A 13,431-nucleotide genomic window follows, 5' to 3' on the forward strand; every position below is an offset into this window, starting at 1 on the left:
TGCTCCTGCAATGATGGCCTCAGATATCCGCATAGCACTGTATCTCGGCTGCGCCTCCCGGATGGGTGACGGCGCCGCCCTTGGCGGATCCGACCGTCTGCGCGTATTTCCAAAGCGCACCCGACCGATAATCCGTCTGGCGCGGCGTCCAGTCCTTACGACGCGCTTCAAGTTCGGCATCAGAAAGGCGGACTGCGAGCTTTCCTGTGATGGCGTCGAGCTCGATGATATCGCCGTCGCGGATCAGGCCGATCGGCCCGCCGACAGCGGCCTCTGGGCCGACATGGCCGACGCAGAAACCGCGGGTCGCACCCGAGAACCGCCCGTCTGTGATCAGCGCGACCTTGTCGCCCATGCCCTGGCCGTAGAGCGCTGCGGTGGTCGACAGCATCTCGCGCATGCCCGGGCCGCCCTTGGGCCCCTCATAGCGGATCACCAGCACGTCGCCGACCTTGTAGTCGCGGTTGGTGACGGCCTTGAAGGCGTCCTCCTCGCAGTCGAAGCAGCGCGCCGGGCCGGCGAAGACGAGGCTCTCGGTCGGCATGCCGGCGATCTTCACGATAGCGCCCTCGGGCGCGAGATTGCCCTTGAGGCCAACGACACCGCCGGTCTGCGTGATCGGCTTATTGGCTGGGTGGACGACGTCCTGCTTGTCGTTCCACTTCACCGAAGCGAGGTTCTCGGCGATGGTGCGGCCGGTCACGGTCATGCAATCGCCGTGCAGATAGCCGTTGTCGAGCAGCGTCTTCATCAGCAGCGGGATGCCGCCGACTTCGAACATGTCCTTGGCGACGTATTTGCCGCCCGGCTTCAGATCGGCGACATAGGGCGTCTTCTTGAAGATCTCGGCGACGGCGAACAGGTCGAAGTCGATGCCGCATTCATGCGCGATCGCCGGCAGGTGCAGCGCCGCATTGGTCGAGCCGCCCGAGGCCGCAACGACCATCGCCGCGTTCTCCAGCGCCTTGCGGGTGACGATGTCGCGCGGGCGGATGTTCCGGGCGATCAGGTCCATCACCATCTCGCCGGCGGTGTAGCAGAAGGTGTCGCGCACGTCGTAGGGAGCAGGCGCGCCGCAGCTATAGGGCAGCGCCAGGCCGATCGCCTCGGCGACGGTCGCCATGGTGTTGGCGGTGAACTGGGCGCCGCAGGAACCGGAGGACGGACAGGCGACCTCCTCGAGCTCCTTCAAATCCTCGTCCGACATCGCGCCGACCGAGTGCTTGCCGACCGCCTCGAACACGTCCTGGATGGTGACCGGCTGGCCCTTGAAATTGCCGGGCAGGATCGAGCCGCCATAGATGAAGATCGAGGGCACGTTGAGGCGCACCATCGCCATCATCATGCCGGGCAGCGACTTGTCGCAGCCGGCGAGGCCGACCAGCGCGTCATAGCAATGGCCGCGCATGGTGAGCTCGACCGAGTCGGCGATGACCTCGCGCGAGGCCAGCGACGACTTCATGCCCTGGTGGCCCATGGCAATGCCGTCGGTCACGGTGATCGTGCAGAACTCGCGCGGCGTGCCCTGGGCCGAGGCGACGCCCTTCTTCACGGCCTGGGCCTGGCGCATCAGGGCGATATTGCAGGGAGCAGCCTCGTTCCAGCAGGAGGCGACGCCGACGAAGGGCTGCGCGATCTGCTTCGCGGTCATCCCCATCGCGTAATAATAGGAGCGATGCGGAGCACGGGCCGGCCCGACACTGACGTGCCGGCTGGGCAGCTTCGACTTATCGAATACGCGCGCGTCCATTCAAACTCTGTCCCGCCACCCCACCTGGCGGGCGCCAGATGTGCCACGCCGCCGCCCGCTGGTGCAATCATCCGCCCCGAGCCGGCCGCGAAGCATTTTTCTGCTCCACATCCTGCTTGAAGGGGCTTAATTCTTCCGTATCTCAGATAGTTACTGAAGTTTGGAGCTGAGGCCGCTTTGTGGCGGCTTCACGGCAATCGTGGCAGCCCACCGCCGCAACGCTGCAATAGCTGCCGATGTTGTAGAAAAGTCACGGCATCACAGCTCGCGGCAGCATCAGCTGCGGCTCTGCCCACAATCCCAGCGTGCAGCTGGACATCGCCAGCGGCTCACGATCCCGGCATCGCGCCAGATGCCGCGAGGACGAAGCGAACAATGCCAGCCGGGCAGACTGCCAACCCGAACCGGTTTCGGGAGCAACGCCCCCTCGACCAAATCATTGAAGTCTTGCGACTTTTAAACCAGCCGGCCGACACCGACCGCGCCTCTGCCGAGCCTTCAGGCTCTTCAGATTAGAATTTATCTAATGAGAATCCAGTTTAGAACAGATATAACACCTTGAAATAAAAGGGATATTCCCTTGACCGCCTCGACTTGCCGGACTACCGCTCCCTCCCGAATGGCCGATTTTGATAGCCCCGCCCGAAGGAGCGAAACATGACCATCCGCACCGCGCTCGCCGCGACAGCCTTGGCGTCCTGCCTGCTGGCCGTCCCTGCCCTTGCGCAGAGCGTCAACCTCTACACGACGCGCGAGCCGGCTCTGCTCAACCCGGTGATCGAGGCCTTCACCAAGGACACCGGCATCAAGGTCAACGCGGTCTTCCTCAAGGACGGCCTGCAGCAGCGCATCCAGGCCGAGGGCGCCAACAGCCCGGCCGACGTGATGCTCGTCGTCGATGTCGGCGAGATCCAGGCGGCGGCCGACGCCGGCGTCACCCAGCCGGTCAAGTCGGCGCTGGTCGACAAGATCGTGCCGGCCCAGATGCGCGGCGCCGGCGACAACTGGATCACGCTGACCAAGCGCGCCCGCATCGTCATCGTCTCCAAGGATCGGGTCAAGCAGGACGCGATCACCTATGAGGACCTCGCCGATCCCAAGTGGAAGGGCAAGTTCTGCATCCGCTCGGGCCAGCACCCCTACAACACGGCGCTGTTCTCGGCTTATCTCAGCCATCACGGCGCGGATAAGACGGAAGCCTATCTCAAGGCGCTCAAGGCCAACACCGCCCGCAAGCCTGGCGGCGGCGACCGCGACGTCGCCCGTGACATCCTCTCGGGCCAGTGCGACATCGCCATCATCAACACCTACTATATCGGGCTGATGAGCAAGGCGACGAACGAGCAGAAGGGCTGGTACGAGGCGATCAAGCCGCTCAAGACCACCTTCGCCAATGGCGGCACCCATGTGAACGTCTCGGCCGCGGCGATCGCCAAGCACGCCCCGAACAAGGAGAACGCCGTCAAGCTGATCGAATACATGCTCGGCGAGAAGGCGCAGCACATCTATGCCGACGGCAATTTCGAGTTCCCGGTCAATGCCGACGTCAAGGAAGCCGAGGCCGTGAAGCTGCTCGGCGCCGTCACTCCGGACAAGCTGCCGCTCGCCGACATCGCCAAGAACCGCAAGGCCGCCTCCGAACTGGTCGACAAGGCCGGCTTCGACAATTGAGCCTGAGCGCATCCGCAACACATGCAGAACGGCCGCCAGCTCGCTGGCGGCCGTCGACGCGTCTGGTCTATCTGACGGCGGCGGCCGCCTGCCTGGTCGCGCTGCCCGTGCTGGCGCTCGCCTTCACCGCATTGTCGCGCGAGGCGCTGACGGTCTGGCCGCACCTGACTGCCAACGTCTTGCCGGTTGCGCTCTGGAACACTGCGCTGCTCCTCGCCGGCGTCGCCCTGTTCTGCGGGGCGGTCGGAACCGGCGCCGCCTGGCTGGTGACGCAATACGACTTCCCCGGCCGCCGCAGCCTGGAATGGCTGCTGGTCGTGCCGCTGGCGCTGCCGACCTACATCACGGCTTACGTCTACGTCGAAATCCTTGGCTTCCAGGGGCCGTTCCAGAGCGCGCTCCGGGCGCTGACCGGCTGGCGTTCGCTGCGCGACTACTGGTTCCCCGACCCGCGCAACCTGCCGGGCGCGGTCTTCATTCTCGGGATCGTGCTCTACCCTTATGTCTATCTCAGCGTGCGCGCGCTGTTCTCGATGCAGAGCGCTGCGCTGATCGAATCCGCCCGCACCCTCGGAACAAGGCGCTGGCCGCTGTTCTGGCGCATCGGCCTGCCGATGGCTCGTCCAGCCCTCGCCGCCGGCCTGACGCTCGCTCTGCTCGAGACGCTGAACGACATCGGCGCCAGCGAATACCTTGGCGTCCGCTCGCTGACGATCTCGGTCTACACCACCTGGATCAATCGCGGCTCGCTGGCCGGCGCCACCCAGATCGCCTGCGTCATGCTGCTCGTCGTGGTCGGTCTGATGGCCGTCGAGGCGCGCACGCGCGGAGCACGACGCTTCGCACTGCCAGTGAAGCGACCGCGGCCGGTCGGCCGCATCCGGCTCTCTGGCGCTCGCGGCTGGATGGCGTCGCTCGCCTGCTTCCTGCCGGCGCTGTTCGGGGCGGTGCTGCCACTCTATTACCTGCTCGGCGAGTTGTGGCGCCGCGACCTCGTCGCGCAGGCTGATCCGACGCTCTGGCGAGCGCTTGTCAACACCGTCGCGATCTCGGCGCTCGCCGCGGCGCTGATCGTCGCGATCGGCATCGGCATCGCCGCAGCGCTGCGGCTCGGGCGTGAGCGTGCCTTGCCGCTGCTCGCCCGTATCGCCTCGCTCGGCTATGCGCTGCCCGGCACGGTTCTGGCGCTCGGGCTGTTGGTGCCGCTCGCTGCCTTCGACAACCTCGTCGCCGATGCCAGCCGTGTGCTCTTCGGCGCGAGCCCGGGCCTGCTTCTGCTCGGATCGGGCGCTGCGTTGGTCATTGCCTATCTCGTGCGCTTCCTGACCATCGCCGTGAACGGGGTCGAGAGCGGCTATGCCCGCATCTCGCCGCGCATCGACGATGCCGCACGCTCGCTCGGCGCCGACAGGCACGAGCTCCTGCATCGGCTGCATTGGCCGCTGATGCGCCCGGCCATCGCCGCCGCCGCCCTGCTCGTCTTCGTCGACTGCATGAAGGAACTACCGGCGACGCTGCTGCTGCGCCCGCTCAACTTCGACACACTCGCCACGGTGGTCTACGGCCACGCCGCCCGCGGCGTCTTCGAGGACGGCGCGCTGGCGGCATTGCTGATCGTGGCGATCGGCATCTATCCGGCGCTGAGACTCGCCCGCGCCGGCGAACAACCGTCGGTTTCGCGCGAAAATTGAGATGTTTCCCCGGCTTTTCGACGTCCGGAGGGGTGGCGAACTCGACATTCCCGGGCCGGGGGACTAAACCCTTGCCGCGCGACGATATGCCGGCCGCCCGGTCGAATCGCTCGCGTTATCGGATTGCCTGACGACGGGGCCCCGCCGTCACGCAGATGAAGGCCATACACCAGGCCATGTCACGACGCGCACTCCTGATCGGCCTCGCCGCGGCCGCTGCGCTGCTGCTCACGCTCGGGCTGCGGTCGTGGAACCTTGCCTTGTCGCAGGTCGAACGCTCCGTCGTCGCCGGCATCGAGACCCGCACCGGCCTCAAGGTGACGGGGCTGCGCCGGGCCGAGATCGCGATCCTGCCCCTGCCCCGGATCAGCCTTTCCGATGTGACCTTTGCCGATCCGCAGGGCGTGCTCGCCGGCAAGGCGGCGCGCCTGCGCGCCCGCGCCCGCCTGCTCCCTTTGCTCACAGGCCAGCTCGACTTCGACCGCATCGACCTGGTCGCCCCCGAAATCGACATCACATCCGACGAATCCGGCAGCGGGTATGCCGGCTGGCTCGATCGCGTCCTCGGCTATCTCGCGCGGCTCGATGGCCAGACCAGGCTCATCGTGACCTCCGGCAGCGTGATGATGCGCGCCGACCGCACGGTCCTGACGACGCTGCGCGACGTCAACCTGGTGATCGAGGAACGGACGGCGCAGGCGCCGGTCGCGCTCGCCGGCTCCTTCACCTGGCGCGGCGAGGCCACCAAGGTCGACATCCTCTGGCCGGTAGCCGGCGAGCGGGCCCGCACCGCCTTTTCGCTCGGCTCGCGCCTGCTGAATCTGCGTCTCAACGGCACGCGCTCGGTCGCCCAGAACATGACCAGCGGCCAGATCGAGTTCAGCACGAAATCGCTGTCCGATGCCTTGGCCTGGATCGGCCCGCGCCCGCGTATCGCGTCGCTCGCCCGGCAGGTCGAGCTGACCGCGCAGGCCCAGATCAACCAGAGAAGCGTCGCGCTCGATTCGGTCGTCGCCATGGTCGACGGCAGCCAGCTCGAGGGGGCCCTCAAGCTCGACGGCGCCATGCCGAACTGGGCGCTCTCCGGCACGCTCGCCGGCGCCGAGTTCGATCTCGGGCGCCTGCTGCGCCAGGCCGAACCGCAGGCATCGACCGCCAACGGCGACAATGCCGGCACGCCGCTCGAGTTCGACGGCTGGACTGCCAATGATGTCGACCTGCGCCTGTCCCTCGACTCCGCCCGGATCGGAACGGCTCGGTTCGGCGATCTCGCAGCCCAGCTCCTGATCCGCAAGGGCCGCTTCGAGGCGTCGCTGCTGCGCGCCTCGGCCTATGGCGGCTCGGCCCGTGCCCGCATTCTCGCTACGCCGGTCGCCGCGGGGGCGGACGTCAAGCTGCAGCTCGGCCTCGAAAAGGTGAATCTCGCGTTGGCGGCAGACGACCTGCCGGAACTCGCCCGCCTCAGCGGCACCGCGACCGGGCAGCTCGCCTTCGATGGCATCGGAAGCAGCCTGGAACAGGTGGTGAGCTCCCTCACCGGCCGCGCCGGCCTGACGATCCGGCAAGGCGAGTTCCGCGGCATCGCCTTCCCCGATCTGCTGCGCAAGGCGGAGAAGCCGCCGACCTCCGCGCGCGACTGGCGCCAGGGCAAGAGCGCCTTCGAGACCCTGCAGCTCTCCGCGCTCGCCAATCTCGGCGTTCTCTACGTCACCGACACGCAGATTGCCGGCTCCGGCTACAATGTCGTCCTCAACGGCACGGCCGATCTCACCCGGCGCTGGCTCGACCTCAACGGCGCGCTGAATTCGACGACGACCTCGACGCGCGTGCCGTTCGAGTTGCGCGGCCCGTTCTTCGGCGCCGCCTTCACGCCCGAGATCGATGCGGCCTTGCGGCCGATCGGCCCGGCGATCCCGCTGCTGCGCTGACGCGCCTCCGCGTCATTCGCGGGAAAAGCGAAGCGCAGACTCGAGAACCTCAGGACGGCAGGCGAGCTCAGCCTCTCGCTCGGGCAAGTTTCAGAAGTTCGCTGGCAGATTCATCAGTTCACCCTGACAAAGTCGTCCCGGACAAGCCGCGGCAGCGGCGCCGATCCGGGATCCATGCCTGAGCCTTTCCGATTGAGGTTCAGGCATGGGTCCCGGGTCGAGCTGCGCTCGCCCGGGACGACTTGTTGTTTAGGTGAGCAACGGAGGGGCAGAAAGGCTCACGCCTCCCCGGCCGGTTCCTCACCCGCGCCATTCTCGGTCTCGGCGCTCTCGCCCTCTTCCTCGCTCTCCTCGCCGATGCGCTCGACCGAGACGACCTTCTCGCCGTCGCCGGTGTTGAACACGGTGACGCCCTGCGTCGAGCGCCCGGCGATGCGGATGCGGTTGTTCGGGCCGGCATCGACCGGCACGCGGATCACCTGCCCGCCATCGGTGACGAGTATGATCTGCTCCTTCTCCTCGGCCGGGAACGAGGCGACAAGCTTGCCGTTGCGGTCGTTGACGACCATGGCGACGATGCCCTTGCCGCCGCGCCCGGTCACCCGGTACTCGAAGGAGGACGAGCGCTTGCCGTAACCGTTCTCGGACACGGTCAGGATGAACTGCTCGGCAGCGCCCATCTCGGCGTATTTCTCCTGGCCGAGCTCGATGTCGCTACCGGCGTCTTCGGCATCGCCGCTCGCCACCGGCTCGGCCGTCTCCTCGCCCTCGCCGGTCAGCGCCCTGCGGGCGGCGGCGGCGCGCTTGAGATAGGCGGCGCGTTCGTCCGGCGTCGCGTCGAGATGGTGCAGGATCGCGAGCGAGATCACCTCGTCGCCATCGGCGAGGTTGATGCCGCGGACACCGGTCGAGTCGCGGCCCTTGAAGACGCGCACCTCGGGCACGGCGAAGCGGATGCACTGGCCACCGGCGGTGGTCAGCAGCACGTCGTCATGCTCGGAGCAGATCTGCACGTCGACGATGGAATCGCCCTCGTCGAGCTTCATCGCGATCTTGCCGTTGCGATTGACCTGGACGAAGTCGGAGAGCTTGTTGCGCCGGACATTGCCGCTCTTGGTGGCGAACATCACGTCGAGCCGGCCCCAGCTCTCCTCGTCCTCCGGCAGCGGCATGACGGTGGTGATGCGCTCGTCCTTGTCCAGCGGCAGCATGTTGTTGAGGAACTTGCCGCGCGCATTGGGCGCCGAGAGCGGCAGCCGCCAGACCTTCTCCTTGTAGGCCTGGCCCAGCGAGGAGAAGAAGATGATCGGCGTATGCGTGTCGGCGACGAAGAGGCGGGTGACGAAATCCTCCTCGCGAGTCGACATGCCGGAGCGGCCCTTGCCGCCGCGCTTCTGCGACCGATACGTCGAGAGCGGCACGCGCTTGATGTAGCCGGCATGCGAGACGGTGACGACCATGTCCTCGCGGGCGATCAGGTCCTCGTCGTCGAGATCCGAGCCCCAATCGTGGATCTCGGTGCGGCGCGGCGTCGCGAAGGCCGCCTTCACCTCGGCGAGCTCGGCCTTGATGATGTCCTGGATGCGGGCGCGCGAGCGCAGGATGTCGAGATAGTTGGCGATCTCCTTGGCGAGCTTCTCCAGCTCGTCGCCGATTTCGTCGCGACCGAGGGCCGTCAGGCGGGCAAGGCGCAGCTCGAGGATCGCCTTGGCCTGCGCGTCCGAGAGGCGGTAGGTGCCATCCGCATTCATCGGATGACGCGGATCGTCGACCAGAGCGATCAGCGGCGCGATGTCGTCGGCCGGCCAGTCGCGCGCCATCAAGGCCTCATGCGCGGCAGACGGCGTCGGCGCGGTACGGATCAGCCGGATGACCTCGTCGATATTGGCGACGGCGGTGGCAAGACCGCAGAGGACATGGGCGCGCTCGCGCGCCTTGTTGAGCAGATAGCGCGTGCGCCGCGAAACGACTTCTTCGCGGAACTCGACGAAGGCGGAGATGAAGTCCTTGAGGTTCAGGACCTCCGGCCGCCCACCGGTCAGCGCCACCATGTTGGCGCCGAAGGAGGTCTGCAGCGGCGTGAAGCGATAGAGCTGGTTCAGCACCACATCGGCGACGGCGTCGCGCTTGATCTCGATGACGACACGCACGCCCTCGCGGTTGGATTCGTCGCGCAGGTCGGAGATGCCCTCGATCCGCTTCTCGCGCACGAGATCGGCGATCTTCTCGACCATCGTCGCCTTGTTCACCTGATAGGGAACCTCGGTGACGATGATCGCCTCGCGCTCCTTGCGCAGCTCCTCGATATGGGTCTTCGAGCGCATCACGATCGAGCCGCGCCCGGTGTGATAGGCCGAATGGATGCCGCTGCGGCCCATGATCTGGGCGCCGGTCGGGAAGTCCGGGCCGGGCACGATCGCGATCAGGTCGTCGATCGAGAGCTCGGGATCGTCGATCAACGCGATGCAGGCATCGATGACCTCGCCGAGATTATGCGGCGGGATATTGGTCGCCATGCCGACGGCGATGCCGCCGGCGCCGTTGACCAGAAGGTTCGGATAGCGCGCCGGCAGGACGGTCGGCTCGTGTTCCTTACCGTCATAGTTCGGCTGGAAGTTGACCGTGTCGAGGTCGAGATCCTCGAGCAGCGGCATCGCCGCCTTGTCGAGACGCGCCTCGGTGTAGCGATCGGCCGCCGGGCTGTCGCCGTCCATCGAGCCGAAATTGCCCTGGCCGTCGATCAGCGGCAGGCGCAGCGAGAAGTCCTGCGCCATGCGCACCAGCGCGTCATAGACCGCGAGATTGCCGTGCGGATGGTACTTACCCATCGTATCGCCGACGATGCGGGCGCACTTGGTATAGGGCCGGTCGGGCAGGTTCTTGTTCTCGTGCATCGAGAACAAGATGCGCCGGTGCACGGGCTTGAGGCCATCGCGGACGTCCGGGAGAGCGCGGCTCACGATCACGCTCATGGCGTAGTCGAGATAGCTCTTCTTCATCTCGTCGGTGATCGCGATCGGCTTGATGTCGCCGCCGAACTGCGGGCCGTCGTCGCGCTTGTCGTCGTTGTCTTCGCTCAAGGGAAAAAGTCCCGTTTACCGCTGGTTTTTCAACGCTCTGGCTACCCGATTCCGGCGGGCGAAGCCAGCGAAACGCGAATCTATTCAGAGAAAATAAAACCGTTTCATTGCAGCAGGTTACGGAGCGTTTTTGATTCTCTTTCGCGCCCTATCCGCATTCTCGCCATGTTTGGCGCGAGGTTGCGTGCGGAAATTAGCAAAACCGTCGTCCGAAGCCTGCGGGCTAGACCTTCCGAACCTGCGGGGCGAACCGCCGAAAGGCTTCTTCAATCTCTTCGTAGCTGCAAGCCACCTCGTCGAGCGAGAGGCGAAAGCCATACCAAGTGACTGGCCATCCCGCTAAGGGATCGGTGACTTTGGGCTCAAAGCGCGAAGGCTCCGGCAGATGAACCAGGACCGCCTTGACATCGCAATTGGGATCGAAAGAATAACTCTGCACCGCGTCCCATGGCACCTTTCGTACAAATACATGGGGCGCCGTGATCCCTTCCGCATCGAATACTAGGTGGATCGAGCGATCGAGATCGCCGAAGGCTTTTCCAAAAGCGAAAAGCAGGAACAGAGCGCCGAAAAATGCTCCAACGATCGCTTCCAATCCGCCCATGGGTATGGAGTAGGCAAGTGCCCACCCACCCACGCCAAGATGGAAAAGCGCCTCCCAGCGGCTCTCATTGCCGCGAAACTCGATGCGGTTCGGCGCCTCACTCCCGGCCTGCACATCGACGGCGCTCATCTCGTCTGCCTCGCTTTCAAGCCCCATCCGCGTTCTCGCCATGTTTCGCTGGCGGTCGCATGCTGAAATTGACGAAACCGTTGTCCGAGGCCTGCGCGCTAGACCTCCGAACCTGCGGAGCGAAATGCCGAAAGGCGGCGTCGATCTCCTTTTCTCCGCCTGCAACCCCAGCCAGGGAAAGGCGAACCCCGGACCTCGGGAACGGCCAAGGCCTCCGGAACCGGGTGAAATCCAGTATATGCGGCCGATATAATTTGGGCTCGATCAGGCCGACGCTGAGAACCAATTCCTTGTTTCTGCCAGGGTCGAACGAGTAACTCTGCACAGCGGTCCAAGGCACCTTGCGTGTAAGGATGTCGGGAACCGTCAGCCCCTCCTCATCGAACGCCAAATGCACTGAGCGATCAAGATCGCGGGAGGCTCTTCCAAGGGCGAAAAGCACGAGCGGAGCGATGAGCAATCCCCCAACGATCGGTGCCGATCCGCCTGTGCGTATAAAATTTATGAAGGTGGTGACGATGGTCCCGGCAGCACAAAGATAGAAACCCATTTCCCAGCGGCGCTCATTGCCGCGAAATTCGATGCGGTCCGGCGCATTGGTTTCGGCCTGCACGTCATCGACGCTCATGTTGCCTGCCTCGCTTTCAAGCCCCCATCTGCAGCCCCGCCATGCTTGGCAGAGCACGGTAGCGCCGGGTTACTCGATGGTGATCTTGGCCTCGCGCGCAATCTTTCCGAATTTCTCGTACTCGGACGCCGTCAGCGCCGCGAGCTCGGCGGAGCTCGACGCCTTCGGGTTGAAACCGGCCTGCAGCAGCTTGTCCTTGACCTCCGGCGCGCCGAGCGCCTCGACGAAGGCTGTGTTGAGAGCCTCGGCGATCGCTGGCGGCAAGCCGCTCGGTCCGTAGACGCCGAACCAGGGCTCGACCGCATAGCCCGGCAAGCCCGCTTCCGCGATCGTTGGTACCTCCGGCAAGGCCGGCGAGCGCGCTGCGCTCGCCACCGCCAAGGCGGTGAGCTTGCCTCCCTGGATATGCGGCAGCGAGGCAGGAAGGTTGTCGAACATCGCGCCGAGATGGCCGCCAAGGAGATCGTTGATGCCGGGCGCGCTGCCGCGATAGGCGACATGGGTCAATTGCGTGCCGGTCATCTGCCCGAACAGCACCGCGGCGAGATGCATCGAGGTGCCGTTGCCGGCAGTGCCGTATTGCAGCCCCGGCTCGGCCTTCGCCCGGGCGATGAATTCGGCGACGGTCTTCACCGGCAGCTTCGGCCCGACCTCGAGCACGATCGTCGAGGTCCCGAGCAGGCTGATCGCGGTGAAATCCTTGCGCGGATCGAACGGGACGCTCTTGTAGATGTGCGGGTTGAGCGCATTGGTCGAGATCGCGCCGAAACCGATGGTGTAGCCGTCCGGTGCCGCCTTCGCGACCGCATCCATGCCGATATTGCCGCCGGCACCCGGCCGGCTCTCGATCACGACCGGCTGGCCGAGGCGCGCGCCGACCTTCTCGCCGACGAGGCGGGCGACGAGATCTGTGGTGCCGCCGGCGACATAGGGCACGATGAAGCGAATTGGCTTGGTGGGATAGGCCTGCGCCTGCGCCCGGCCGGCGATGGCGATCAGCGGGACCGTCGCAAGGGCGGCGGCCAGCTGGCGGCGGGACAAGGCATGGTCCATCTCGATGCTCCGGCTCGGCGGCCCGTGGCCGCGCAGGCTGGATGCTGGCGAATCCCGGCTCACAGTGCAACTGACGGTAGGGGCTGGACCTGGCCCGGGCTGCCTGATCGCGACCATCCACGCGATCGGACTGGACAGGCGGCGTCAGTGACGCAAACCCGGGTTTCCATCGCTATGCGTTGGGCACTACGATGGAGTTCGGCGACAGCCAAAACCGCGAGGGCGCGGCAAGAGCAGCGCAATAAGCTCGGGAGAAGACATGTTCGCCGAATATCTCTCCTCCGCCCTCGTCACCATGCTCGTCACGCTCGATCCGCCGGGGCTGGCGCCGATCTTCCTGTCGCTGACGCGCGGCATGTCGGCGAGCGAACGACGGCAGGTCGCGGTCCGCGCCTGCATCATCGCCTTCTGCATCATGGCCTTCTTCGGCCTGGCCGGCGATGTCGTGCTGAAGGCGCTCGGCGTCTCGCTGCCGGCCTTCCGCATCGCCGGCGGCCTGCTGCTGTTCTGGATCTCGTTCGAGATGGTGTTCGAGCGGCGCAACGAGCGCAAGCAGCAGACGGCCGACACCGCCATCACCCAGGACCATATCCGCAACGTCGCCGCCTTCCCGCTGGCGATCCCGCTGATGGCCGGCCCCGGCGCGCTGACCGCGATGATGCTGCTCGCCGGCCGCGCCAATGGCGACGTCGCGATGCTGGCCTCGCTCGCGGTGATCTGCGGGTTGGTCGTCTTGTCCTGCCTCGTCGTCTTCCTGATGGCGGTGCCGATCGCGCGCCTGCTCGGCGTCACCGGCAATGTCGTGCTAACCCGCCTGCTCGGCGTCATCCTGGCCGCACTGGCAGTGCAGTTCGTCATCGACGGCATACGCGCCGTGATCCGGAGCGGCTGAGCCGC

Annotated in this window: 9 protein-coding genes; 4 read left to right on the forward strand and 5 right to left on the reverse strand. The window is 65.9% G+C overall.

Annotated features, from left to right (window positions below):
* Window positions 1–19: 19 nt before the first annotated feature.
* Window positions 20–1,750: a dihydroxy-acid dehydratase gene (gene ilvD / locus GV161_RS27235; RefSeq protein ID WP_152013948.1), complete on the reverse strand. Its 1,731-nt coding sequence runs from the start codon at window positions 1,748–1,750 to the stop codon at window positions 20–22.
* Window positions 1,751–2,407: 657 nt separating this feature from the next.
* Here ilvD and GV161_RS27240 point away from each other — a divergent pair.
* The 3 genes from GV161_RS27240 to GV161_RS27250 all read left to right on the forward strand — a co-directional run bounded on the left by GV161_RS27240 (window position 2,408) and on the right by GV161_RS27250 (window position 7,040).
* Window positions 2,408–3,421 carry an extracellular solute-binding protein gene (locus GV161_RS27240; protein WP_152013947.1) on the forward strand — a complete coding sequence of 338 codons (1,014 nt, stop codon included), beginning with the start codon at window positions 2,408–2,410 and terminating at the stop codon, window positions 3,419–3,421.
* Window positions 3,418–5,112, forward strand: coding sequence for an iron ABC transporter permease (locus tag GV161_RS27245; RefSeq protein WP_244624010.1), 1,695 nt, complete (start codon window positions 3,418–3,420; stop codon window positions 5,110–5,112). The genes GV161_RS27240 and GV161_RS27245 overlap by 4 nt, the downstream gene beginning before the upstream one ends.
* 176 nt (window positions 5,113–5,288) lie before the next feature.
* Entirely contained in the window at window positions 5,289–7,040 is a 1,752-nt protein-coding gene (locus tag GV161_RS27250) for an AsmA family protein (protein ID WP_159650454.1), read from the forward strand.
* Window positions 7,041–7,318: 278 nt separating this feature from the next.
* Here GV161_RS27250 and gyrA read toward each other — a convergent pair whose 3' ends face one another.
* From gyrA to GV161_RS27270, 4 genes are all read right to left on the reverse strand, one after another.
* A complete protein-coding gene (gene gyrA, locus GV161_RS27255; RefSeq protein ID WP_280179036.1) occupies window positions 7,319–10,120 on the reverse strand; it encodes a DNA gyrase subunit A in 2,802 nt (933 codons plus the stop codon).
* Between the two features lie 223 nt (window positions 10,121–10,343).
* Window positions 10,344–10,853 carry a hypothetical protein gene (locus tag GV161_RS27260; protein WP_152013945.1) on the reverse strand — a complete coding sequence of 170 codons (510 nt, stop codon included), beginning with the start codon at window positions 10,851–10,853 and terminating at the stop codon, window positions 10,344–10,346.
* 16 nt (window positions 10,854–10,869) lie between these two features.
* Window positions 10,870–11,481, reverse strand: coding sequence for a hypothetical protein (locus tag GV161_RS27265; RefSeq protein WP_152013944.1), 612 nt, complete (start codon window positions 11,479–11,481; stop codon window positions 10,870–10,872).
* 69 nt (window positions 11,482–11,550) lie between these two features.
* Window positions 11,551–12,534 (reverse strand): tripartite tricarboxylate transporter substrate binding protein, encoded by a 984-nt coding sequence (locus tag GV161_RS27270; RefSeq protein ID WP_152013943.1) that lies wholly within the window; start codon window positions 12,532–12,534, stop codon window positions 11,551–11,553.
* 259 nt (window positions 12,535–12,793) lie between these two features.
* Here GV161_RS27270 and GV161_RS27275 point away from each other — a divergent pair, with 259 nt between their 5' ends.
* Window positions 12,794–13,426, forward strand: coding sequence for a MarC family protein (locus GV161_RS27275; RefSeq protein ID WP_152013942.1), 633 nt, complete (start codon window positions 12,794–12,796; stop codon window positions 13,424–13,426).
* The last annotated feature ends 5 nt before the right edge of the window (window positions 13,427–13,431 follow it).

This window comes from Bosea sp. 29B (genome assembly GCF_902506165.1).
Taxonomy (GTDB): Bacteria; Pseudomonadota; Alphaproteobacteria; order Rhizobiales; family Beijerinckiaceae; genus Allobosea.